Source organism: Pseudomonas sp. ACN8 (genome assembly GCF_002303925.1).
In the GTDB taxonomy this organism is placed as follows: domain Bacteria; phylum Pseudomonadota; class Gammaproteobacteria; order Pseudomonadales; family Pseudomonadaceae; genus Aquipseudomonas.
Map to the genome: position 1 here is coordinate 1 of NZ_MRCS01000018.1, position 24,868 is coordinate 24,868.

Below are 24,868 nucleotides of genomic sequence, written 5' to 3' on the forward strand. Positions count from 1 at the left end.
CGATAGCGGTGGTTCAGCCAATATCAATGTCGACTGACACTCCCATTCGCGAGCAGGCTCGCTCCCACAGGTTTTGCATTTATTTCATGTTCTGGGAAAGGCAAAAATCATCCGTAGAGTGTTGTTCACTATTGTTCACTGTCAATGGGTGAACTGTTCAATTGTTCATTTCCGATTGTTCATTTGTGTTCAGCAACGAACGCTGTTTCGCCGTCTTCTTCGAGAATTTCAAGCTGAATCAACAGTTTGAGATTTTTGGCACGGATGTCGCTTTAGAGCTCCGGTCGCTTGACTCCAAATAATAAAAAGGCCGAGCCATGTCACTCACCCTGGAGCACGTCAGCCGCACCGTCGAGGGCCAGACCTGGATCGACGATGCCAACCTGAGTTTTGAACCCGGTTCCTTCAACGTTTTGCTGGGGCGCACCTTGTCCGGCAAGACCAGCCTGATGCGCCTGATGGCCGGTCTGGACAAGCCCGACAGCGGCCGCATCCTGATGAACGGCGTCGATGTCACCCAACGCCCCGTGCGCTTGCGCAATGTGTCGATGGTCTATCAGCAGTTCATCAACTACCCGACCATGACGGTGTTCGACAACATCGCCTCGCCGCTGCGTCAGGCCGGTGTATCCAGCGAAGTGATCCAGAACAAGGTGCTGGAAACCGCGAAGATGCTGCGCATCGAGAAGTTTCTCAAGCGCTATCCATTGGAGCTTTCCGGCGGTCAGCAACAACGCACGGCCATGGCCCGGGCGCTGGTCAAGGATGCCGAACTGATCCTGTTCGATGAGCCGCTGGTCAACCTCGACTACAAGTTGCGCGAAGAACTGCGCCAGGAAATGCGCGAGCTGTTCAAGGCGCGCCACACCATCGCGATTTACGCCACTACCGAACCCAACGAGGCCCTGGCCCTGGGCGGCACCACCACGATTCTTCACGAAGGCCGGGTGATCCAGAGCGGCCAGTCTTCCTCGGTCTATCACCAGCCGCAAACGGTGCTGGCGGCGGAGCTGTTCTCCGAGCCGCCGATCAACCTGATGCCGGGACGCATTGCCGGCAACGAAGTGAGTTTCGCCAACTTCGTGCATTTCCCGCTGAACGTCGATCTGCGCCCGGTGGGCGAGGGCGAGTTCCGTTTCGGCGTGCGGCCCAGCCATATCTCGCTGGTGCCGAGCAACGACGATGACCTCGAATTGGCGGTGACCGTCGAAGTCGCGGAAATCAGCGGCTCGGAAACCTTCCTGCACGTGCGCAACGAGCACTTCCTGCTGGTGCTGCACTTGCCGGGTGTCCACGAATACGACGTCGATGCGCCGATACGCATCTACATCCCGACCCATAAACTGTTTGTGTTCGATACGCAGGGGCGGCTGGTCCAGGCGCCGGGCCGGCGTGTCACGAGGGTTGCCTGATGGCCGAAATCCGTTTGCAGAACCTCGCCCACAGTTACACCAGGACCCCGGCGGGACCGGAGGACTATGCGATCCGCGAGATGGACCACATCTGGGAGCAAGGCGGCGCCTATGCCTTGCTCGGTCCATCGGGCTGCGGCAAATCAACCTTGCTCAACATCATTTCCGGGCTGCTCAGCCCGTCCCAGGGCCATGTGCTGTTCGACGGCAAAGCGGTCAACAACCTGACCCCGGAGAAGCGCAACATTGCCCAGGTTTTCCAGTTCCCGGTGGTCTACGACACCATGACGGTGTTCGACAACCTGGCCTTCCCGCTGCGCAATCAGGGCATGGCCGAGGCCAGGGTCCATAGCAAGGTGCAGGAAATCGCCGAGGTCCTCGACCTGCAGAACCTGCTGAGCAAAAAGGCGCGCAACCTCACCGCCGACGAAAAACAGAAAGTTTCCATGGGGCGCGGCCTGGTGCGCGATGACGTGTCGGCGATCCTGTTCGACGAGCCGCTGACGGTGATCGACCCGCACCTGAAGTGGAAACTGCGGCGCAAGCTCAAGCAGATCCACGAGCAGTTCAACATCACCATGGTCTACGTCACCCACGATCAGTTGGAGGCCTCGACCTTTGCCGACAAGATTGCGGTGATGTACGGCGGGCAGATCGTGCAATTCGGCACGCCAAGGGAATTGTTCGAGCGCCCGAGCCACACCTTTGTCGGCTACTTCATCGGCAGCCCCGGGATGAACCTGATCGAGGTGCAGCCGCAACCCGGCGGTGTCGGTTTTGCCTCGACGCACCTGCCGCTGTCCGAGGCGATGCAGCAGCGTATTGCCGAGTCCGAGTGGAATACCCTGAAGGTCGGCATTCGTCCGGAGTTCGTCCATGTGTGGGACGAAGCCTTTGATGACGCGCTGCGGGCACAGGTCGTACACGTCGAAGACCTGGGCACCTACAAGATCATGAGCCTCGACCTCGATGGCGTGCCCTTGAAAGTGCGCCTGGCCGAAGACAAACCAGTGCCGCAAGGCACGGCCTACATCAGTTTTCCGGCGCAGTGGCTGATGGTCTACGCCGATGAATTCCTGCTCGAAGCCAATGCCAACCAAGAGGCGCAGCCATGAACAAGGTGCAGAACAACAAGGCCTGGTGGCTGGTGTTGCCGGTGTTCCTGCTGGTGGCGTTCAGTGCGGTGATCCCGATGATGACCGTGGTCAACTATTCGGTGCAGGACATCTTCGACCAGTCCAGCCGCTACTTCGTCGGCGCCGACTGGTACAAGCAAGTGCTGCTCGATCCGCGCCTGCACGACTCGTTGCTGCGCCAGTTCATCTACTCGGCCTGCGTGCTGCTGATCGAAATTCCCCTGGGGATTGCGATTGCCCTGACCATGCCGACCAAGGGCCGCTGGTCGTCGGTGGTGCTGATCATCCTGGCGATTCCGTTGCTGATTCCGTGGAACGTGGTCGGCACCATCTGGCAGATCTTCGGCCGCGCCGACATCGGTCTGCTGGGGGCGAGCCTCAAGGCCATGGGCATCAGCTACAACTATGCGGCGAACACCATGGATGCCTGGGTCACCGTGCTGGTGATGGACGTCTGGCACTGGACCTCGCTGGTGGCGCTGTTGTGCTTCTCCGGCCTGCGGGCGATTCCGGATGTGTATTACCAGGCGGCGCGGATCGACCGGGCCTCGGCATGGGCGGTGTTCCGGCACATCCAGCTGCCCAAGCTCAAGAGCGTGCTGCTGATCGCGGTGATGCTGCGCTTCATGGACAGCTTCATGATCTACACCGAGCCCTTCGTGCTCACGGGCGGCGGTCCGGGCAATTCCACCACCTTCTTGAGCCAGACCCTGACGCAAATGGCGATCGGGCAGTTCGACCTCGGGCCGGCCGCCGCATTCTCGCTGGTGTATTTCCTGATCATCCTGTTGGTGTCCTGGCTGTTCTACACCGCCATGACTCACTCCGACGCCAACCGCTGAGGCCCGCCATGAGCAAGAGAAAGCTTGTTCCACTGCTGATCTACATCCTGTTCCTGCTGGTGCCGATCTACTGGCTGCTGAACATGTCGTTCAAGAGCAACAGCGAAATCCTCGGCGGCCTGACACTTTTCCCACAGGACTTCACGCTGGCGAACTACAAGGTGATCTTCACCGATCCGAGCTGGTACACCGGCTACATCAACTCGGCGTACTACGTGAGCCTGAACACGATCATTTCCCTGACCGTGGCGCTACCGGCAGCCTATGCGTTCTCGCGTTATCGCTTCCTGGGCGACAAGCACCTGTTCTTCTGGCTGCTGACCAACCGCATGGCGCCACCGGCGGTGTTCCTGCTGCCGTTCTTCCAGTTGTATTCCTCGATCGGCTTGTTCGACACCCACATCGCCGTGGCCCTGGCCCACTGCCTGTTCAACGTACCGCTTGCGGTGTGGATTCTCGAAGGCTTCATGTCCGGCGTGCCCAAGGAAATCGACGAAACCGCCTACATCGACGGCTACAGTTTTCCCAAGTTCTTCGTGAAGATTTTCATCCCGCTGATTGGCTCCGGCATCGGCGTCACGGCGTTTTTCTGCTTCATGTTTTCCTGGGTCGAACTGCTGCTGGCGCGAACCCTCACCTCGGTGAACGCCAAGCCGATCGCAGCGGTGATGACCCGCACCGTCTCGGCATCCGGCATTGACTGGGGCGTGCTGGCGGCGGCGGGGGTGTTGACCATCCTGCCGGGCATGCTGGTGATCTGGTTTGTTCGCAACCACGTGGCCAAGGGCTTTGCCCTGGGCCGGGTATGAGGAACTGATGATGGAATGGATGAGCTGGACCGTCCCCACGGCGGCATTTTTCAGTGTGATCGCCCTGATCCTGGTGGTCATGACCACTTGGGAATTACGTTCGCCGAGCATCCTTCGGCGTGGATTTTTGCCGATTGCCACCACCCGTGGCGATCGCTTGTTCATCGGTCTTCTCGGCAGCGCCTACCTGCATTTGCTGGTAATCGGCGTCACCGACTGGAGCATCTGGGTCGCCTTCGCGATGTCCCTGGTGTGGCTGTTGGCTGTGATGCGTTGGGGCTAGTCGAATCGCTCGGCAATGTTGCTCCGAAACTTAAACAGGAGGTCTCTATGTTCGACAAAAACAATAAGCTGCGACATAGCATTTCATTGGCAGCCATGCTGGCACTCAGCGGTTTGAGCGCTTCGGCCTGGGCCGATGCCTATGAAGATGCCGCGAAGAAATGGATCGGCAGTGAGTTCAAGCCGTCCACTCTGACGGCCGATCAACAACTCGAAGAGCTGAAGTGGTTCATCAAGGCGGCCGAGCCGTTTCGCGGGATGAGCATCAAAGTGGTGTCGGAAACCATTGCCACCCACGAGTATGAATCCAAGGTGCTGGCCAAGGCCTTCACCGAGATCACGGGGATCAAGCTGACCCACGACCTGCTGCAGGAAGGCGACGTGGTGGAAAAGCTGCAGACCCAGATGCAGTCGGACAAGAACATCTATGACGGCTGGGTCAATGACTCGGATCTGATCGGTACGCACTTCCGCTACGGCAAGACCGAATCGATCACCGACCTGATGGCTAACGAAGGCAAGAACTTCACCTCGCCGACCCTCGACATCAAAGACTTCATCGGCATCTCCTTCACCACCGCGCCGGACGGCAAGATCTATCAGTTGCCTGACCAGCAGTTCGCCAACCTGTACTGGTTCCGCGCCGACTGGTTCGAGCGCGCGGACCTCAAGGCCAAGTTCAAGGAAAAGTACGGCTACGAGCTCGGCGTGCCGGTGAACTGGTCGGCCTATGAAGACATCGCCAAGTTCTTCAGCGAAGACGTCAAGGAAATCGATGGCAAGCGCGTCTACGGGCACATGGACTACGGCAAGAAAGACCCGTCCCTGGGCTGGCGCTTCACCGATGCCTGGTTCTCCATGGCCGGTGCTGGCGACAAAGGCATACCCAACGGCTTGCCGGTGGACGAGTGGGGTATCCGCGTCGAGGATTGCCATCCGGTCGGCTCCAGCGTAACCCGCGGTGGCGACACCAACGGCCCGGCGGCCGTGTATGCGACCACCAAGTACGTGGACTGGATGAAAAAATACGCGCCACCGGAAGCGGCGGGCATGACCTTCTCCGAGTCTGGGCCGGTGCCGTCCCAGGGCAACATCGCCCAGCAGATCTTCTGGTACACCGCGTTCACCGCCGACATGACCAAACCGGGCCTGCCGGTGATGAATGCCGACGGCACGCCGAAATGGCGCATGGCGCCTTCGCCGAAAGGCCCGTATTGGGAGGAGGGCATGAAACTCGGTTATCAGGACGCCGGCTCCTGGACCTTCATGAAATCCACGCCTGAGAAACAGAAACTCGCGGCCTGGCTCTACGCGCAGTTCGTGACCTCGAAAACCGTGTCGCTGAAGAAAACCATCGTCGGCCTGACGCCGATCCGCGAATCGGACATCAACTCGCAAGCCATGACCGACCTGGCACCGAAACTCGGCGGCCTGGTGGAGTTCTACCGCAGCCCGGCCCGCGTGCAATGGACCCCGACCGGGACCAACGTGCCGGACTATCCACGCCTGGCGCAACTGTGGTGGAGCCACATCGCCGAAGCCGCCAGCGGCGAGAAAACCCCGCAACAGGCACTCGACGGCCTGGCCAAGGATCAGGACGCGATCATGACCCGTCTGGAACGCTCGAAAGCCCAAGCCACCTGCGCCCCGAAAATGAACCCCGAGCGGGATGCGCAATACTGGTTCGACCAACCGGGCGCACCGAAGCCGAAACTGGAAAACGAGAAGCCTAAGGGCGAGACCGTGAGCTATGCCGAACTGCTGAAATCGTGGGAGGCGGCGCGTAAATAAGGCGACCTGTAAGAAGCGAACGGCACCGTAAGGTGCCGTTTTCTTTTGTACCTGATCTACCGCGATCGCGAGCAGGCTCACTCCTACAGGTTATGTGTCATGCAATGAATTTGTGGGCGACCCGACCACTGTAGGAGCGAGCCTGCTCGCGATGAGGCCATTCCTGACAACCGATTACCTATGACCGAACACAAATCCCCAAACGCAAAAACGGCACCCGAAGGTGCCGTTTTTGTTTACTACCGAGGGTCGCCTAAGCGATCAACCCGCCAACCCTGACTGTTGAACCAGGTTCAGCAGCGGTTGTGGGTACAGGCCGAGGAAGAAGGCCAGTACCGCGATGGCCAGCAGCATCACGCCGCCTGCCTTCTGTTCCCAGTGCAACTGGGCATCGACGCGACGCAGGTTCGGTTCGATCAGGTACAGGGTGACCATCACACGCAGGTAGTAGAACACGCCGATGGCGCTGCCCAGTACCAGCGAGCCGACCAGCCACCATTGGTGCGATTCGACGCCGGTGGCGATGATGTAGAACTTGCCGATGAAGCCCGCGGTCAGCGGGATACCGGCCAGGGACAGCATCATCACGGTCAGTACGGCGGTCAGGTACGGACGGCGCCAGAACAGGCCGCGGTATTCGTACAGGGCATCCGCGTCACGGCCTTTGTACGGCGAGGACATCAGGGTGATCACGCCGAAGGCGCCGAGGCTGGTGATCACGTAGGTGACCAGGTACACGCCGATCGCTTCCACGGCCAGACCCTTGCTCGCCACCAGGGCGATCAGCAGATAACCGAAGTGGGCGATGGACGAGTAACCCAGCAGACGCTTGAGGTTGCTCTGGGTCAGCGCCAGCAGGTTACCGAACAGGATCGATGCGATGGCGATGATGGTCAGCACGTCGCTCAGCACGCCGCTGCTCGCCGCAGGCGAGATCTGGAACAGACGCACCATCACCGCGAACACGGCCACTTTGGAAGCGGTCGCCAGGAACGCCGCGACCGGCGCCGGAGCGCCTTCGTAGACGTCTGGAGTCCAGAGGTGGAAGGGTACCAGCGACAGCTTGAACGCCAGGCCGATCAGCATCATGCCCAGGCCCAGTTGTGCCAGCGAGCTTGGCAGGCCGGTGGCCGCCAGGGCCTGACCGATGCCGACGAAGCTCAGGGAACCCGAGTCTGCGTACAGCAGCGCCATGCCGAACAACAGGAACGCGGAACCGGCAGCCGACAGCACCATGTACTTGATGCCGGCTTCCAGCGAGCGCTTGTTGAAGAAGGCGTAAGCCACCAGACCGTAGACCGGCACCGACAGCAGTTCCAGACCGATGAACAACCCGGCCAGGTGCTGCGCGCTGACCAGCACCAGGCCACCGGCGGCGGCCATCAGGATCAGCAGGTACAGTTCTTCACGGTTGCCCGGGTAACCCGTGCCGCCATCGCCGAGGTAGGCGTGGGCGAGGGTCACACAAGCGAGGGTGGCGACCAGGATCAGCGCCATGTACAGGCAGGCGAAGCTGTCGATCTGCAGCAGTGGGGTCACGGCCAATGGCGCGACTTTCAAGGCAGGCAGGATCGACAGCAGTGCCAGGTTCAGACCCGCCACGGACAGCAGGAAGGTCTGGGAGTGGTTGCGGCGCCAGGCGATCGCCAGCATCACCACGATGATCGTGGCGCTGGTGATCAACAACGGCGCTAGCGCGATAAAGTGTTGAGTCGTGAATTCCATAGCGCTCTTACCGGGCCGAAGCGAGTTGAGTGAAGGCGGTGCCGAGCCACTGCTGCACGCCATGCATCGTAGCGGCAGAGGTATCGAGGAACGGTTGTGGGTACACGCCGATGTAGATCAGCAGCGCAGCCAGACCGACCACCATGATCATTTCGCGACCGTCCATGCCATGCAGAACTGCGTCCGATTTGGCCGGACCGAAGTACGCACGGTGGATCATGATCAGCGAATAGACCGAACCGAACACCAGGCCGGACGTGGCGATGATGGTGACCCATGGAGCGATCGGGAAGGTGCCGATCAGGATCAGGAACTCGCCGACGAAGTTACCGGTACCCGGCAAGCCCAGGGACGCGGCAGCGAAGAACAGGCTGAGGGCCGGCAGGTAAGCGATCTTCGACCACAGGCCACCCATTTCACGCATGTCGCGGGTGTGGGTGCGTTCGTACAGCTGGCCACTCAGGATAAAGAGTGCCGCCGCCGACAGGCCGTGGGCCAGCATCTGCATCACCGCACCCTGCAGCGCCAGTTGGCTGCCGGAGTAGATGCCGATCAGTACGAAGCCCATGTGGGAAACGGACGAGAAGGCAATCAGACGCTTGATGTCGGTTTGCGCGAACGCCAGGAATGCACCGTAGAAGATCCCGATCAGACCCAGGGCCATCGCAAACGGCGCGAACTCGGCCGAAGCATTCGGGAACAGCGGCAGGGCGAAACGCAGCAGGCCGTAGGCCGCGGTCTTCAGCAAGATACCGGCGAGGTCGACGGAACCTGCGGTCGGCGCCTGGGCGTGAGCGTCAGGCAACCAGGAGTGGAACGGCACGACCGGCAGCTTGACCGCGAAGGCGATGAAGAAACCGAGCATCAGGATGTACTCGGTGGTCATCGACATCTTGGTCTTCAACAGGTCGGCGTAGTTGAAGGTAATCACGCCGGTGTCGTTGAAGTTGACCAGTACCAGGCCCAGGATCGCCACCAGCATGATCAGGCCGGAAGCCTGAGTGAAGATGAAGAACTTGGTCGCCGCGTAGATCCGGGTTTTCTTGCCGTCCGAAGAACTGTGACCCCAGAGCGCGATGAGGAAGTACATCGGCACCAGCATCATTTCCCAGAAGAAGAAGAACATGAACAGGTCGAGGGCCAGGAACACGCCGACGACACCGCCCAGGATCCACATCAGGTTCAGGTGGAAGAAGCCCACGTGACGCTGGATCTCTTTCCACGAGCAGAGTACCGAGAGCACACCCAGCAGACCGGTCAGCATGATCATCAACAGCGACAGGCCGTCGAGGGCCAGGTGCACGTTGATGCCGAAGCGCTGGATCCAGACGTGCTTGAACTCAAGCGCCCAGGTCGGGTCGGCGCCAGGCGCCGGGGCAAAAGAATAATCGCCGTTGGCCCACAGCCAGAGGCCGAGGGAGAGCAACAGGGACATGGTGATCAGCGCAATCCAGCGGGGGAGGGTGGCGCCGAAGCGCTCACCCATCCAGCACAGCAGGCCGCCGATGAAGGGGATCAGGATTAGCCAAGGCAGAATCATGACGGGTTCGTTTCCTTTCGCAAATTCGCAAGGTTCATATCAGACCGCTACCAGCACGACGGCGCCGATGACCAGCACGGCACCAGCAGCCATCGAGGCGGCGTACCAACGCAGTTGACCGGTCTCGGTACGGCTCAGGGCGGTGTGACCGCCTTTGGCCATGCGCGGGATCAGACCGATGGTCTGGTCGAGCGGGTCTTTGCGCAGGATGTGGCTGATCGCCAGGTACGGCTTGACGAACAGTTTGTCGTAGATCCAGTCGAAGCCCCAGGCAGCGAACCACCAGGCCGAGAGGAAACGGCCGATGCCGCTGTTGGCGACGGCGGTGACGAAGCGACGCTTGCCGAGGAACAGCAGGGCAGCCAGCAGGATACCGGCCAGGGCAATGGCGCCCGAGGCGATTTCCAGGCTGTGCTTGGCTTCGCCGCCGGCATGGCCGACGCTTTCCGGCAGCACGCCGTGCAGTGGTGGAACGATCATCGCGCCGATGGCGGTGGACAATACGATCAGCACCGACAGTGGCAGCCAGTGGGCGATGCCGTGACCGGCGTGGGCTTCGGTCTTCACTTCACCGTGGAACGCGATGAAGATCAGGCGGAAGGTGTAGAGCGACGTCATGAACGCGCCGACCAGACCGGCATAGAGCAGACCGTTGTTGCCGCTGGCGAACGCTTCCCAGAGGATTTCGTCCTTGGAGTAGAAACCCGCGGTAACCAGTGGCAGGGCCGCCAGGGCCGCGCCGCCGACGATGAAGCTGGCGTAGGCCAGTGGCAGCTTCTTCCACAGACCGCCCATCTTGAAGATGTTCTGCTCGTGGTGGCAGGCAACGATCACCGAACCGGACGCAAGGAACAGCAGGGCCTTGAAGAAGGCGTGGGTCATCAGGTGGAAGATCGCGCCGTCCCAGGCACCGACGCCCAGGGCCAGGAACATGTAGCCGATCTGGCTCATGGTCGAGTAGGCGAGGATACGCTTGATGTCGGTCTGGACCAGGGCTGCGAAACCGGCGAGAACCAGGGTCACACCGCCAACGATGCCCACCAGGTGCAGGATTTCCGGCGCCAGGGTGAACAGGCCGTGGGTACGGGCGATCAGGTAGACGCCAGCGGTCACCATGGTTGCGGCGTGGATCAGTGCCGAAACCGGAGTCGGGCCGGCCATCGCGTCCGCCAGCCAGGTTTGCAGCGGCAGTTGCGCGGATTTACCGACAGCGCCGCCCAGCAGCATCAGGGTGGCCATGACCATCCAGAAGTCGCCGGACTGGAATTTCTGCGGAGCCAGCACCAGCAGTTCCTGAACGTTCAGCGTGCCCAGCTGGGCAAACAGAATGAACAGGCCGATGGCCATGAACACGTCACCGATACGGGTCACGATGAAGGCCTTGAGTGCCGCGTTACCGTTGTTGCGGTTGCTGTAGTAGAAACCGATCAACAGGTACGAGCACAGGCCCACGCCTTCCCAGCCGAAGTACAGGAACAACAGGTTATCGCCCAGCACCAGGAACAGCATGCTGGCGATAAACAGGTTGGTGTAGGCGAAGAAGCGCGAGTAACCGTCTTCACCGCGCATGTACCAGGACGCGAACAGGTGGATCAGGAAGCCGACGCCAACCACCACGCCGAGCATGGTCAGCGACAGGCCGTCCAGATACAGCGCGAAGTTCGGCGTGAAGCCTTCCACCGCCATCCACTGCCACAACACCTGGGTGTAGTGGCCGCCTTCCGGCGGGGCGACGTTGAACTGCCAGATCACGTAGGCGGTAACGATCGCCGACAGACCGATGGAGCCGACGCCGATCAGCGCAGCCAGGTTTTCCGAAATGCGGCCGCGTGAGAACGACAGCAGCAGGAAACCAATGAGAGGGAATACGAAAGTCAGAAAGAGTAGGTTCATCCGCGCATCTCACTGGCAGCGTCGATATCGAGCGTGTGGAAGCGGCGATACAGTTGCAGCAGGATCGCCAGGCCAATACTGGCCTCGGCGGCTGCCAGGCTGATCACCAGGATGAACATGATCTGTCCATCCGGCTGCGCCCAGCGGCTACCGGCAACGATGAACGCCAAAGCAGAGGCATTCATCATGACCTCCAGGCTCATCAGCACGAAGAGGATGTTGCGGCGGACCATCAGGCCGACCAGACCGAGGCAGAACAGGATGCCGGCGACCGCCAGACCATGCTCCATGGGGATAGCAGGCATCGTCATTGCTCCTTGGCTTCGTTACGGCCCAAATGGAACGCCGTGACGGCTGCGGCGAGCAGCAGCATCGAGGCGAGTTCGACCACCAGCAGGTAAGGACCGAACAGGCTGATGCCCACGGCCTTGGCGTCTACGGTGGTGTGGCCGATGGCTTCACCGGTCTGGTGGGAGAACAGCACATACAGCAGTTCCACCAGCAGCAGCGCGGCGAGGAGGACCGGGCCGCCCCAGATACCGGGCTTGAGCCAGGCGCGCTCTTGCTGAGCCGAGGCCGGCCCCAGGTTCAGCATCATCACCACGAACACGAACAGCACCATGATGGCGCCAGCGTAGGCGATCACTTCCAGGACACCGGCAAACGGTGCGCCGAGGGCGAAGAACGTCATCGCCACGGCGATCAGCGAAATGATCAGGTAGAGCAGGGCGTGCACAGGGTTGGTGTTGGTGATCACGCGAAGCGTGGACACCACAGCGATACCCGATGCGAAATAGAAAGCGAATTCCATCTTTCTTCCTTAAGGCAGCAAGCTCTTCACGTTGATCGGTTCGGCTTCATTCTGCGCGGAGCCTTTCGGCTTACCGGCAATCGCCATACCTGCAACACGATAGAAGTTGTAATCAGGGTTTTTGCCGGGGCCGGAGATCAGCAGATCTTCTTTCTCGTAAACCAGGTCCTGACGTTTGAACTCGGCCATTTCGAAATCCGGCGTCAGCTGGATCGCGGTGGTCGGGCAGGCTTCCTCGCAGAGGCCGCAGAAAATGCAGCGCGAGAAGTTGATGCGGAAGAAGTCCGGGTACCAGCGACCGTCTTCGGTTTCAGCTTTCTGCAGCGAGATGCAACCGACCGGGCACGCCACGGCGCACAGGTTGCACGCTACACAACGCTCTTCGCCGTCGGGGTCGCGGGTCAGGACGATACGCCCACGGTAGCGCGGCGGCAGGTAGACCGGTTCTTCCGGGTACTGCAGCGTGTCGCGCTTGCGGAAGGCGTGGCCGAAAATCATCACCAGGCTGCGAAGCTGGGTGTAGAAGCCATGCACGATGTCAAAAATGTACTTCATGATTCTATCCTCACTGAGCCGCGACGGCGGGCGTGTTGAGCAACACGATCGCAGCGGTCACCAGCATGTTGACGAGGGTCAGCGGCAGGCAGAACTTCCAGCTGAAATCCATCACTTGGTCATACCGTGGGCGCGGAATCGAGGCGCGCAGCAGGATGAAGAACATGATGAAGAACGCGGTTTTCAACGCGAACCAGATGAACGGGATCTGCGGCAGGATGCCGAACGGACCGTGCCAGCCACCGAAGAACAAGGTCACCAGCAGCGCCGAGATCAGCACGATGCCGATGTACTCGCCGACGAAGAACATGCCCCATTTCATGCCGGCGTATTCAATGTGGTAACCGTCGGCCAGTTCCTGTTCCGCTTCCGGCTGGTCGAACGGGTGACGGTGAGTCACGGCGACGCCAGCGATGAAGAAGGTCAGGAAACCGAAGATCTGCGGAATGACGAACCACAGATTCTGCGCTTGATACTCAACGATGTCGCGCATGTTGAACGAGCCGACCTGGATCACGATGCCCATCAGCGACAGGCCCATGAACACTTCGTACGACACGGTTTGCGCCGAGGCCCGCAGGCTGCCCAACAGGGCGAACTTGTTGTTGCTCGACCAGCCGGCGAACAGCACCGCGTAGACCGACAGGCCAGCCATGGCGAAGAAGAACAGGATGCCGATGTTGATGTCCGCGACACCCCAGGTCGGGGTGATCGGGATGATTGCGAAGGCAATCAGCAAGGCGCTCATGGCCACGACCGGCGCCAAAGTGAAGATCACTTTGTCGGCGAACGGCGGGGTCCAGTCTTCCTTGAAGAACATCTTGATCATGTCGGCGGCGATCTGGAACGCGCCGAACGGGCCGACGCGGTTCGGACCGTAACGGTCCTGCCAGAGGGCGAGCAGACGACGCTCGACCCAGCTCAGCAGGGCACCGCAAACCACCACGGCGAGCAGAATCACCACGGCCTTGAGGACCGCGATGATCACGTCGATCACTTCAGGAGTGAACAAGGTCATTGAGCTGCCTCCTGCAGACCGTCAACGGATTTGCCAAAGATCGCTGGCGGAATGCCGGCGATGCCCGCAGGCAATGCCACCAGACCAGCACCCAGTTCTTCATTGATGCGCAGCGGCAGACGCAGGGTCTGGCCAGCCACGTTCAGGCTCAGCATGGCGCCGTCATTGACACCCAGGCGGTCGGCTTCGGACCTGGCCAGAGCAACATAAGCAGCCGGGATGCGTTCCTGAACCGGAGCGGCTTTCGAAGAGTTCTCTTCGCTGCCGAACAGGTGGAAGAACGGCACGGCCTGCCAGGTACCAGGAGCTGGGTTGAACGCACGCGGAGCGCTGGCGAACCAGTTCAGCGAGTCACCAGTGCTTTCGATCAGGCGGGTGCCCGGGTCGCCAGCGCGGATGTGACCACCGACTTCGTCCTGGAACTTGTTCCAGGCTTGCGGCGAGTTCCAGCCCGGAGACCAGGCGAATGGTACTTGCTGACGCGGTTCGGCCGAGCCCGAGTAACCTTCCATCGAGAAGGCGAACGCGGTGTCCTTGTCCTGCGGGGTACGCGGTTCGTGCACGTTGATGTCGGCGCGCATGGCGGTACGGCCGGAGTAACGCAGCGGTTCACGGGCCAGTTTCATACCCTTGATGCGGAACGCGGCGGACGGTGCGGCATCGACGATGCGATTCAGGATTGAAGTGCTGGAAGCGACGGCAGCGGTGGCGTGGTCCAGTTGGGTCCAGTCAATCGGCTGGTTCAGCAGGGTTGCGCGCAGTGCATGCAGCCAGCGCCAGCCTTCGTGAACCAGGATGCTCGCGTCCATGTACTTCGGATCGAAGACCTGGAAGAAGCGCTGGGCGCGGCCTTCCTGGCTGACCAGGGTGCCGTCGCCTTCAGCGAAGCTGGCGGCTGGCAGAACCAGGTGCGCGCGATCGCTGGTGGCAGTCTTCTGATGGTCGGCGACGATCAGCACTTTGGCGGCGCTCAGGGCAGCATCGACCTTGGCCTTGTCGGTACGGGTGTACAGATCGTTTTCCAGCACGACGATGGCGTCGGCTTTACCGTCGATCACGGCTTGCAGCGCGGCGTCGACCGATTCGCCACCGAGCATGGCCAGGCCGAGGCTGTTGGCCTCTGGCACGATCAGGCTGATGGAACCGTTCTTCTCGCGCAGCTTCAGAGCTTTCGCAATGTTGGCAGCAGCTTCAATCAACGCTTTGGAGCCCAGGGAGGTACCGGCGATGACCAGCGGACGCTTGGCTGCGAGCAGGGCGTCGGCGATGCGCTTGGCCAGTTCGAGCGCTTCGCTGTCCAGGCCTTCAACGGCCGGTGCGCTAGCGTCGAGGGCGTGAGCCACGGCGAAACCGATGCGGGCCAGGTCGTCTGGAGCGGCGTGAACGCACTCTTCGGCGATGTCGTCGAGCTTGGTTTCAGCCAGGCTTGCGATGAACAGCGGGTTCAGCGCGTGCTGACCGATGTTCTTCACGGCGGCGTCGAGCCAAGGCTGGACGCGCATGGCATCGGCCATGTCTTCGGCCTTGCCCTTGACCGATTGACGCAGGGACAGGGCCATGCGCGCGGCAGTCTGGGTCAGGTCTTCACCGAGGACGAACACGGCATCGTGGTCTTCGATGTCGCGCATGTTCGGCACTGGCAGCGGGCTGTCTTTCAGTACTTGCAGGACCAGGCGGATGCGTTCCAGTTCGGCAGCTTCGATACCCGAGTAGAAGTGCTCGGCACCCACCAGTTCGCGCAACGCGTAGTTGCTTTCGAGGCTGGCGCGGGGCGAACCGATACCGACGATGTTGCGACCGCGCAGCAGGTCGGCGGCTTTATCCAGCGCTTCGTCGAGACTCAGCTTGGTGCCGTTGGCCAGCAATGGCTGACGCGGGCGGTCTTCGCGGTTGACGTAGCCATAGCCGAAACGGCCACGGTCGCACAGGAAGTACTGGTTCACCGAACCGTTGAAGCGGTTTTCGATGCGACGCAGTTCGCCGTAACGTTCGCCAGGGGAGATGTTGCAACCGCTGGAGCAGCCATGGCAGATGCTCGGCGAGAACTGCATGTCCCACTTGCGGTTGTAGCGTTCGGAGTGAGTCTTGTCGGTGAACACACCGGTCGGGCAGACCTCGGTGAGGTTGCCGGAGAACTCGCTTTCCAGGGTGCCGTCTTCTACACGTCCGAAGTACACGTTGTCGTGTGCGCCGTATACCCCCAAGTCGGTGCCGCCGGCGTAGTCTTTGTAGAAGCGCACGCAGCGGTAGCAAGCGATGCAGCGGTTCATTTCGTGGGAAATGAACGGGCCCAGTTGCTGGTTCTGGTGGGTACGCTTGGTGAAGCGGTAACGGCGCTCGTTGTGGCCGGTCATGACCGTCATGTCTTGCAGGTGGCAGTGACCGCCTTCTTCACAGACCGGGCAGTCGTGAGGATGGTTGGTCATCAGCCATTCGACAACACTGGCGCGGAAGGCCTTGGATTCTTCATCTTCGATGGAGATCCAGGTGCCGTCGGTGGCAGGGGTCATGCAGGACATGACGATACGACCACGGGTGTCGTTTTCGTCGGTGTACTGCTTGACCGCGCACTGGCGGCAAGCGCCAACGCTGCCGAGGGCAGGGTGCCAGCAGAAATAAGGGATATCGAGGCCTAGCGACAGACATGCCTGTAACAGGTTGTCTGCCCCATCGACTTCGAGCTCTTTGCCGTCTACGTGGATAGTGGCCATGGTTCAAAGTTCTTCGTTGGCCCGGTGTCAGCGGGCGTGGCTAATGGAATCTTGTTATCCGCGTGAATCAACACAGCCGTTAAAGGCGTCATCACACGAAAAGCGAAGGGCACGGACCCTTCGCCTTTTTTAAGCGTTTACGCGCCGACTACGATCGGCCTTGCCAGAGGCGGGACGGCGGCGCTGACAGGCGCGATACCGGCTTCGAACTCTGGACGGAAGTATTTGATTGCGCTGCCCAACGGCTCCACGGCGCCCGGTGCGTGAGCACAGAAGGTCTTGCCTGGGCCGAGGAAACCAACCAGACCCAGCAGGGTCTCGATGTCGCCTGGCTGGCCTTCACCGTTCTCGATGGCCATCAGGAGCTTGACGCTCCATGGCAAACCATCGCGGCACGGCGTGCAGAAGCCACAGGACTCGCGGGCGAAGAACTGCTCCATGTTGCGCAGCAGGGACACCATGTTGACGCTGTCGTCCACCGCCATGGCCAGGCCGGTACCCATGCGGGTGCCCACTTTGGCGATGCCGCCGGCGTACATTTGTGCGTCCAGGTGTTCCGGCAACAGGAAGCCGGTACCGGCGCCGCCAGGCTGCCAGCACTTGAGCTTGTAACCGTCGCGCATGCCGCCGGCGTAGTCTTCGAACAGCTCGCGACCGGTGACGCCGAACGGCAGTTCCCACAGGCCCGGGTTCTTGACCTTGCCGGAGAAGCCCATGAGCTTGGTGCCCATGTCTTCACTGCCTTCGCGAGCCAACGATTTGTACCAGTCCACGCCGTCGGCGATTATCGCCGGCACGTTGCACAGGGTCTCGACGTTGTTCACGCAAGTCGGCTTGCCCCACACGCCAACGGCGGCAGGGAAGGGCGGTTTGGAGCGCGGGTTGGCGCGGCGGCCTTCGAGGGAGTTGATCAGTGCGGTTTCTTCACCGCAAATGTAACGTCCGGCGCCGGTGTGGACGAACAGCTCGAAATCAAAGCCGCTGCCCAGGATGTTCTTGCCCAGCAGGCCCGCTGCCTTGGCTTCTTCCACGGCACGGTTGAGGTGCCTGGCGGCGGTGGTGTACTCGCCACGCAGGAAGATGTAGCCACGGTAGGTTTTCAGCGCGCGGGCACTGATCAGCATGCCTTCGATCAGCAGATGGGGCAGTTGCTCCATCAGCATGCGGTCTTTCCAGGTGTTGGGCTCCATTTCATCCGCGTTGCACAGCAGGTAGCGGATGTTGATGGATTCGTCCTTGGGCATCAGGCCCCACTTCACGCCAGTGGGGAAGCCAGCACCGCCGCGACCCTTGAGGCCGGAATCTTTCACGGTCTGGACGATGTCGTCCTGAGCCATGTCGGCGAAGGCCTTGCGCGCAGCGGCGTAACCGTTCTTGGCCTGGTACTCGTCGAGCCATACGGCTTCGCCGTCGTCACGCAGACGCCAGGTGAGCGGGTGAGTTTCGGCCGAACGCTTGATGCGGTTGGCCGGACCGAAGGAAGTCAGGGTCATACGTAGCCCTCGAGCAATTTGGCAACGCCTGCTGGCTGCACATCACCGAAAGTGTCGTCGTCGATCATCAACGCCGGCGCCTTGTCGCAGTTGCCGAGGCAGCAGACCGGCAGCAGGGTGAAACGACCATCGGTGGTGGTCTGACCCAGGCCGATGCCCAGCTTGCTCTGGATTTCGCTGACCACGGACTCGTGGCCGCCGATGTAGCAGACCATGCTGTCGCAGACGCGAATGATGTGACGGCCGACCGGCTGACGGAAGATCTGGCTATAGAACGTCGCCACGCCTTCAACGTCGCTGGCCGGGATGCCGAGGATCTCGCCGATGGCGTACAAGGCGCCGTCCGGCACCCAGCCACGTTCCTTCTGGACGATCTTCAGGGCTTCGATCGACGCCGCGCGCGGGTCTTCGTAGTGATGCAGCTCGTGCTCGATGGCCGAGCGCTCGGTTTCACTCAAGGTGAAACGGTCTGTCTGGATAAGCGTGCTGTTCATGCTTAGCGGTCCACGTCGGCCATAACGAAATCGATACTACCCAGGTACGCAATCAAGTCCGCGACCATGCTGCCTTTGATCACCGAAGGGATCTGCTGCAGGTGCGGGAAGCTTGGGGTACGAATCCGGGTGCGGTAGCTCATGGTGCCGCCATCGCTCGTCAGGTAATAACTGTTGATGCCCTTGGTCGCTTCGATCATCTGGAAGGATTCGTTGGCCGGCATGACCGGGCCCCACGAAACCTGCAGGAAGTGCGTGATCAAGGTTTCGATGTGCTGCAGGGTGCGCTCTTTCGGCGGCGGCGTGGTCAGCGGGTGATCTGCCTTGTACGGGCCTTCCGGCATGTTGCGCAGGCACTGGTCGATGATCCTGATGCTCTGGCGCATCTCCTCGACACGCACGATGCAGCGGTCGTAGGCATCGCCATTGGCGGCCAGCGGCACTTCGAATTCGAAGTTCTCGTAGCCCGAGTACGGGCGCGCTTTACGCAGGTCGAAATCGCAACCGGTCGAACGCAGGCCGGCACCGGTGACACCCCATTCCAGGGCCTCTTTGGTGTTGTAGTCGGCGACGCCGATGGTCCGGCCACGCAGGATGCTGTTGTCCAGTGCGGCTTTCTGGTATTCGTCCAGACGCTTGGGCATCCACTCGACGAAATCCTTGACCAGTTTTTCCCAACCGCGCGGCAGATCGTGGGCGACGCCACCGATGCGGTACCAGGCCGGGTGCAGACGGAAACCGGTAATGGCTTCGATCACCGTGTACGCGCGCTGGCGGTCGGTGAAGGTGAAGAACACCGGGGTCATGGCGCCGACGTCCTGGATGTAGGTACCCAGGAACAGCAGGTGGCTGGTGATCCGGAAGAATTCGGCCATCATGATGCGGATGACGTCGACCTTCTCCGGCACCTTGATGCCGGCCAGCTTCTCGACCGAGAGCACGTACGGCAGGTTGTTCATCACGCCGCCGAGGTAGTCGATACGGTCGGTGTACGGGATGAAGCTGTGCCAGGACTGACGCTCGGCCATCTTCTCGGCACCACGGTGGTGGTAACCGACGTCCGGTACGCAGTCGACGATCTCTTCGCCGTCCAGTTGCAGGATGATGCGGAACGCACCGTGGGCGGACGGGTGGTTCGGGCCGAGGTTGAGGAACATGTAGTCCTCGTTCGGGCCGGAACGCTTCATGCCCCAGTCTTCCGGCTTGAAGCGCGCGGACTCTTCTTCGAGCTGCTGCTTGGCCAGGTTCAGGGTGAACGGGTCGAACTCGGTGGCGCGGGCCGGGAAGTCCTTGCGCAGCGGGTGACCTTCCCAGGTCGGCGGCATCATGATGCGCGACAGGTGAGGGTGACCTTTGAAGTCGATGCCGAACATGTCCCAGACTTCACGCTCGTACCAGTTGGCGTTCGGCCAGATGCTGGTGACGGTCGGCAAGCTGAGGTCGCTCTCGGACAAGGCGACCTTGATCATTACGTCACTATTACGTTCGATCGACATCAAGTGATAGAACACGGAGAAGTCGGCGCCGCTCGGCAGCCCTTGACGCTTGGTGCGCAGACGCTCGTCCACGCCGTGCAGGTCATAGAGCATGACGTACGGCTTGGGCAGGTTACGCAGGAACGTCAGCACTTCGACGAGTCTGGCGCGGGCAACCCAAAGCACCGGCATGCCGGTGCGGGTCGGCTGGGCGGTGAACGCCTCCGGGCCAAAACGGTTGTTCAGTTCGACGACCACATCCTGGTCGTCTGCCTTGTAAGGCGGGATGTACAGAGCACTGCCTGTAGTCATGGTTATTTATCGCTTTCGGTCAACGTAAAGAATGAAGCCAGGTTCTCGTTCTTTTTAAGGAGCAGATCTGGATCAGACTTCGTCGGGGCTGCGCAGGTTGGTTACCTGAATACGCTGTTCGCGGCGCTTTTCCTTTTCGGAAGGCATCTCGGCGCGATAAACGCCTTGATCGCCAACGACCCAGGAAAGTGGACGACGCTCCTGGCCAATCGACTCCTGCAACAGCATCAGGCCTTGCAGGAAAGCTTCAGGGCGGGGCGGGCAGCCAGGCACGTAGACGTCCACGGGCAGGAACTTGTCCACCCCTTGAACGACGGAGTAGATGTCGTACATGCCACCGGAGTTGGCGCACGAACCCATGGAGATGACCCATTTAGGCTCGAGCATTTGCTCGTAGAGACGCTGAATGATCGGCGCCATCTTGATGAAGCAGGTACCGGCGATAACCATGAAATCCGCCTGACGCGGCGATGCCCGGATAACCTCGGCGCCAAAGCGCGCGATGTCGTGGGGCGCCGTGAAGGCGGTGGTCATTTCCACGTAGCAGCACGAAAGACCGAAGTTATACGGCCACAGGGAGTTCTTGCGCCCCCAGTTGATCGTGCCGTTAAGCACGTCTTCGAGCTTGCCCATGAAAATGTTTTTGTGGACTTGATCTTCTAACGGATCGGAAACGGTTTCCCGTTGGCCAATCGGATATTGCTCGTTAGGAGCATCGGGGTCGATCCTGGTGAGATTGTATTGCATTGCCAAAGCCTCATTGTTTCAGCTTCGCTTGCCGCTTGCGCCGAGCTTCCGGAGCCCAGTCAAGGGCGCCCACTCGGAATAGGTAGACAAGGCCTGCCAACAGAATTGCTATGAAAACGAGAGCTTCGACGAATCCGGTCCAGCCGCTTTCGCGGACGGACACAGACCATGCAAAGAGAAAGAGGGCTTCGATATCGAAGATCACGAAGAGCATCGCGACCAGATAGAATTTGGCTGAGAGCCGCAAGCGGGCGCCACCTGTAGGTAGCATGCCGGACTCGAACGGTTCGTTTTTGCTGCGGCCCCAGGCTTTTGACCCGAGGAGGCTGGAGACGCCCAGCATGAAGGCACAGAGGCCGACGACGCCTAGAAGGAAAATGGCAAAGCCCCAGTTGTGGGCCATGAGTCCTGTCGCTTCGGGCATGCTGGTAATCCTTAACAGAGAGCAAAGGTCTCTGAGCTTGAAAAGAAACAAAAGCAGTGACGATATGTCGCAGCAATCAATCCCGCTGATTTTATGGCTAAACACCCGGCAAGTAAAATTCCTGTAGCGAAATTTATTATAGGAATAAGGACATAGCGCGCTTCAAAACCCCCGCAGGCCTTGCGGCTCGGGCATTAGCCGGCATTTCGTCAATTATGTTTTGTAGGGAATGTAACGAACATTGTTATTGATAAATGATAATCAATACTGTTTGACGCGGTTTTTAAACTGCTAGTCCTTCGGATACTCGGGAAGTTGACTTATAAGGGCGTTACAGCAAGTAGCGGCGGTGAGCGTTTTAGCGGGTTTTTCTGACGGTCGTAGCGCTCTGGATCAATGATTTGCTGCGGGCACCACCGTCCCCTGTAGGAGCGAGCTTGCTCGCGAAAAACTCAAGAGCACCGCTGGGAGTCAGGTTTCGCGCGTTATCGTTCGCGACCATCGCGAGCAGGCTCGCTCCTACAGGGGAGGTGCGGTGTTTGTTGAATCGCAGGCAAAAAAACGCCCCGAACCAGTCGGGGCGTCAGATTTGCGGCGTTGCGGTTTCTAATGGGTCCGCAACGGCCGTTTGCTCAAGCGAAGCCGATCAGTGGAACTGTTCTTCTTCAGTCGAACCGGTCAGTGCGGTTACCGAAGACGAGCCACCCTGGATCACAGTGGTCATGTCGTCGAAGTAGCCGGTGCCCACTTCCTGCTGGTGAGCCACGAAGGTGTAACCCTTGGCGGCGTCAGCGAACTCCTGCTCTTGCAGCTTCACGTAGGCAGTCATGTCGTTGCGGGCGTAGTCGTGCGCCAGGTTGAACATGCTGTGCCACATGTTGTGAATGCCGGCCAGGGTGATGAACTGGTGCTTGTAGCCCATGGCGGACAGTTCGCGCTGGAACTTGGCGATGGTCGCGTCGTCCAGGTTTTTCTTCCAGTTGAAGGAAGGCGAGCAGTTGTACGACAGCAGTTGGTCCGGGTATTCCTTCTTGATCGCTTCAGCGAAGCGACGAGCCTCGTCCAGATCCGGCTTGGCGGTTTCACACCAGATCAGGTCGGCGTACGGAGCGTAGGCCAGGCCGCGAGCGATGGCCTGGTCCAGACCGGCGCGCACTTTGTAGAAACCTTCCTGGGTACGTTCGCCAGTCACGAATGGCTGGTCGTACGGGTCGCAGTCCGAAGTCAGCAGGTCGGCGGCGTTAGCGTCGGTACGAGCCAGGATGATGGTCGGAGTACCGGCAACGTCAGCAGCCAGACGGGCAGCGGTCAGCTTCTGTACGGCTTCCTGGGTAGGAACCAGTACCTTGCCGCCCATGTGGCCGCATTTCTTCACGGAAGCCAGTTGGTCTTCGAAGTGAACGCCGGCGGCGCCTGCTTCGATCATGCTCTTCATCAGCTCGTAAGCGTTCAGTACGCCGCCGAAACCGGCTTCGGCGTCAGCCACGATCGGTGCGAAGTAGTCGATGTAGCCGTCATCGCCCGGGTTCTTGCCGGCTTTCCACTGGATCTGGTCGGCACGACGGAACGAGTTGTTGATGCGCTTGACCACGGTTGGAACCGAGTCCACCGGGTACAGCGACTGGTCCGGGTACATCGATTCGGCGGAGTTGTTGTCCGCAGCCACTTGCCAGCCCGACAGGTAGATTGCCTGGATGCCGGCCTTGACTTGTTGCACAGCCTGGCCGCCGGTCAGGGCGCCCATGCAGTTGACGAAATCTTTCTCAGGACGGAAGGCCGGCTTGGCACCCTGGGTGACCAGGTTCCACAGCTTCTCGGCGCCCATTTTTGCAAAGGTGTGCTCAGGTTGAACCGAGCCACGCAGGCGGACGACGTCAGCAGCGGAGTAAGTGCGTGTCACGCCTTTCCAGCGCGGGTTTTCAGCCCAGTCTTTTTCGAGGGCTGCAATTTGCTGTTCGCGTGTCAGTGCCATGGGAGATAAACCTCGTCGCGTCTTTATGAAAAGTTGTTCTGCGGTGGAAAATTCCTGCGCTCGCTGACCAGAAGCTTAAGCGGTCAAGTCGGATTCGGCGGGGAGGGCGACGGGATGAACGATGGGCTCGAGGGGAAGTGAGCAGGTAAAGGCGAACTGCGGGCGCATTCGGGCGTCGTGGGCCTTGGTGCGAACAACAGTGTGGTGCCGGGTTACCTATTACGCTTCCGTCCCTCGGGACAACTTCGTTCCAGTCGACAACCTCGTCAAACACACCTTGTGGGCGGTACAGACACGAAGCGGTTCGCGGGGTAGGTGCGAACATCGCTTCGAAGGCCCTTGCCAGGGCCTCTGATTAGCGGGAGCGAGGCCATCATGCCTTTGCTTTTTTGGCTCGTCAAACGTTTTGTAGTGCTTTTTTTTAGGCACTACATCTTTGGTCTAATACGACTCGTCAGTCAGTTTTTGGTGCTTTAGTCCAGGGTGTCGACTTTCACCCGCAGTGTCATGTCGTTGCGGCTCTGGGTCGAGTAGCTGCGGGTCTGGCCCTGTTTGTCGGCCTGAGTCTGGCCGTTGACCCCGGCCAGCAGGATCCACTCACCGAGGTGGCCGGTGACGGTTGTGTCGGTGCTTTGTACGTTCACTACATCGGGACGTTCCTGGCTCATGCGGTCACGGTTGGTGCTGATCGACAGGTGAACGATGTCGCCGGTGACGTTTGCGGTGACGTAGAAGCCCTGGGTGACGTTGCGGTATTCGGTCTGGCTGCGCAGGTCGCCGTAGGAATCGGTCTGCGAACTGGTCAGCGGCACGCTCTGGCCGACCTGGATCAGTGCCGGCGCGCCTTCGCTGGCCTGCACTTGCTGAATGCCGCCGTCGCGGCTGTCGGTGCTGTAGTTGATGATGCGGGTCTGGCTTGGCTTGGCGCCATTCACCGAATAACCCTGGTCACCCTGGACGTTGTTGTCGCTGGTATCGACGGTGATCAGCAGGCGCTTGGGTGCGGTGTCGAGTTGCGAAAGAAGGGCTTTAAGTTCGTCGATCTTGCGCTGATCGGCGTTGACGATGAGTCGATTGCCGTAGGCGCTCACCTGGCCTTCCTTGCCGACGAAGTCCTGCGCCACCGGTAGCAGATCGGCGCTGGTGCGGTAGTTCAGGGGCACGATTTCGGTGGCCGCCAAGACCGAAAAACTGCAGGTCACCAGCAGCGTGGTTAGCAGGGTGCGTAGGGACATATCCGTTATCTCCGGCTTTGTGGTGTGTGTAGGAGCGAGCTTGCTCGCGATGGTCGTCAACGATAATGCGTGATGCCTGATACCCCGCGGCGCTCTCAAGTCCATCGCGAGCAAGCTCGCTCCTACAAGTATTGATAGTGCCACTTTGTCGGCCCGGGATGGGGCAAGTTGAATGGTAGACAGCAAAACGC

General features: G+C 60.4%; 21 protein-coding genes. 6 read left to right on the forward strand and 15 right to left on the reverse strand.

The window, feature by feature from the left end; all coding sequences use genetic code 11:
- The first annotated feature begins 317 nt into the window (after positions 1 to 317).
- Genes BSF44_RS12100 through BSF44_RS12125 form a run of 6 tightly spaced genes read left to right on the forward strand, consistent with a single transcriptional unit; the run spans position 318 to position 6,272 of the window.
- On the forward strand, positions 318 to 1,412 hold the full coding sequence (locus BSF44_RS12100; RefSeq protein ID WP_095943707.1) for an ABC transporter ATP-binding protein: 1,095 nt from the start codon (positions 318 to 320) through the stop codon (positions 1,410 to 1,412).
- Complete coding sequence (locus tag BSF44_RS12105) at positions 1,412 to 2,527, forward strand: ABC transporter ATP-binding protein (protein ID WP_095943708.1); 1,116 nt, start codon at positions 1,412 to 1,414, stop codon at positions 2,525 to 2,527. The genes BSF44_RS12100 and BSF44_RS12105 overlap by 1 nt, the downstream gene beginning before the upstream one ends.
- Positions 2,524 to 3,390 (forward strand): carbohydrate ABC transporter permease, encoded by an 867-nt coding sequence (locus BSF44_RS12110; protein ID WP_008046507.1) that lies wholly within the window; start codon positions 2,524 to 2,526, stop codon positions 3,388 to 3,390. Before BSF44_RS12105 ends, BSF44_RS12110 begins: the two co-directional genes overlap by 4 nt.
- An 8-nt stretch (positions 3,391 to 3,398) precedes the next feature.
- A complete protein-coding gene (locus BSF44_RS12115) occupies positions 3,399 to 4,199 on the forward strand; it encodes a carbohydrate ABC transporter permease (RefSeq protein ID WP_095943709.1) in 801 nt (266 codons plus the stop codon).
- A 10-nt stretch (positions 4,200 to 4,209) separates the two neighbouring features.
- Positions 4,210 to 4,482, forward strand: coding sequence for a DUF2160 domain-containing protein (locus tag BSF44_RS12120; RefSeq protein WP_095943787.1), 273 nt, complete (start codon positions 4,210 to 4,212; stop codon positions 4,480 to 4,482).
- A 47-nt stretch (positions 4,483 to 4,529) separates the two neighbouring features.
- On the forward strand, positions 4,530 to 6,272 hold the full coding sequence (locus BSF44_RS12125; RefSeq protein WP_095943710.1) for an ABC transporter substrate-binding protein: 1,743 nt from the start codon (positions 4,530 to 4,532) through the stop codon (positions 6,270 to 6,272).
- Positions 6,273 to 6,533: 261 nt separating this feature from the next.
- On the opposite strand, the gene nuoN is transcribed toward BSF44_RS12125, so the two are convergent.
- From nuoN to BSF44_RS12200, 15 genes are all read right to left on the reverse strand, one after another.
- Positions 6,534 to 7,997, reverse strand: a complete 1,464-nt coding sequence (gene nuoN / locus BSF44_RS12130) for an NADH-quinone oxidoreductase subunit NuoN (RefSeq protein WP_095943711.1) — start codon at positions 7,995 to 7,997, stop codon at positions 6,534 to 6,536.
- 7 nt (positions 7,998 to 8,004) lie between these two features.
- Complete coding sequence (gene nuoM / locus BSF44_RS12135) at positions 8,005 to 9,537, reverse strand: NADH-quinone oxidoreductase subunit M (RefSeq protein WP_095943712.1); 1,533 nt, start codon at positions 9,535 to 9,537, stop codon at positions 8,005 to 8,007.
- A 39-nt stretch (positions 9,538 to 9,576) separates the two neighbouring features.
- On the reverse strand, positions 9,577 to 11,430 hold the full coding sequence (nuoL, locus tag BSF44_RS12140) for an NADH-quinone oxidoreductase subunit L (RefSeq protein WP_095943713.1): 1,854 nt from the start codon (positions 11,428 to 11,430) through the stop codon (positions 9,577 to 9,579).
- Positions 11,427 to 11,735 (reverse strand): NADH-quinone oxidoreductase subunit NuoK, encoded by a 309-nt coding sequence (gene nuoK, locus BSF44_RS12145; RefSeq protein WP_007946416.1) that lies wholly within the window; start codon positions 11,733 to 11,735, stop codon positions 11,427 to 11,429. Before nuoK ends, nuoL begins: the two co-directional genes overlap by 4 nt.
- A gap of 2 nt (positions 11,736 to 11,737) precedes the next feature.
- Positions 11,738 to 12,241, reverse strand: a complete 504-nt coding sequence (gene nuoJ, locus BSF44_RS12150; protein ID WP_046037836.1) for an NADH-quinone oxidoreductase subunit J — start codon at positions 12,239 to 12,241, stop codon at positions 11,738 to 11,740.
- A gap of 9 nt (positions 12,242 to 12,250) precedes the next feature.
- Positions 12,251 to 12,796 carry an NADH-quinone oxidoreductase subunit NuoI gene (gene nuoI, locus BSF44_RS12155; protein WP_007970449.1) on the reverse strand — a complete coding sequence of 182 codons (546 nt, stop codon included), beginning with the start codon at positions 12,794 to 12,796 and terminating at the stop codon, positions 12,251 to 12,253.
- 10 nt (positions 12,797 to 12,806) lie between these two features.
- Positions 12,807 to 13,814, reverse strand: coding sequence for an NADH-quinone oxidoreductase subunit NuoH (gene nuoH, locus BSF44_RS12160; protein WP_095943714.1), 1,008 nt, complete (start codon positions 13,812 to 13,814; stop codon positions 12,807 to 12,809).
- Complete coding sequence (nuoG, locus tag BSF44_RS12165) at positions 13,811 to 16,525, reverse strand: NADH-quinone oxidoreductase subunit NuoG (RefSeq protein WP_095943715.1); 2,715 nt, start codon at positions 16,523 to 16,525, stop codon at positions 13,811 to 13,813. The genes nuoH and nuoG overlap by 4 nt, the downstream gene beginning before the upstream one ends.
- A 137-nt stretch (positions 16,526 to 16,662) precedes the next feature.
- On the reverse strand, positions 16,663 to 18,018 hold the full coding sequence (gene nuoF / locus BSF44_RS12170; RefSeq protein WP_095943716.1) for an NADH-quinone oxidoreductase subunit NuoF: 1,356 nt from the start codon (positions 18,016 to 18,018) through the stop codon (positions 16,663 to 16,665).
- A complete protein-coding gene (gene nuoE / locus BSF44_RS12175; protein ID WP_008053447.1) occupies positions 18,015 to 18,512 on the reverse strand; it encodes an NADH-quinone oxidoreductase subunit NuoE in 498 nt (165 codons plus the stop codon). Before nuoE ends, nuoF begins: the two co-directional genes overlap by 4 nt.
- Before the next feature lie 2 nt (positions 18,513 to 18,514).
- A complete protein-coding gene (gene nuoC, locus BSF44_RS12180; protein ID WP_095943717.1) occupies positions 18,515 to 20,299 on the reverse strand; it encodes an NADH-quinone oxidoreductase subunit C/D in 1,785 nt (594 codons plus the stop codon).
- 72 nt (positions 20,300 to 20,371) lie between these two features.
- Complete coding sequence (locus BSF44_RS12185) at positions 20,372 to 21,046, reverse strand: NADH-quinone oxidoreductase subunit B family protein (protein WP_007970441.1); 675 nt, start codon at positions 21,044 to 21,046, stop codon at positions 20,372 to 20,374.
- Between the two features lie 10 nt (positions 21,047 to 21,056).
- Complete coding sequence (locus BSF44_RS12190; protein ID WP_003223812.1) at positions 21,057 to 21,470, reverse strand: NADH-quinone oxidoreductase subunit A; 414 nt, start codon at positions 21,468 to 21,470, stop codon at positions 21,057 to 21,059.
- Positions 21,471 to 22,116: 646 nt separating this feature from the next.
- Positions 22,117 to 23,442 (reverse strand): isocitrate lyase, encoded by a 1,326-nt coding sequence (aceA, locus tag BSF44_RS12195; protein WP_046817165.1) that lies wholly within the window; start codon positions 23,440 to 23,442, stop codon positions 22,117 to 22,119.
- A gap of 473 nt (positions 23,443 to 23,915) precedes the next feature.
- Positions 23,916 to 24,677, reverse strand: coding sequence for a secretin N-terminal domain-containing protein (locus BSF44_RS12200; RefSeq protein WP_095943718.1), 762 nt, complete (start codon positions 24,675 to 24,677; stop codon positions 23,916 to 23,918).
- Positions 24,678 to 24,868 lie beyond the last annotated feature (191 nt).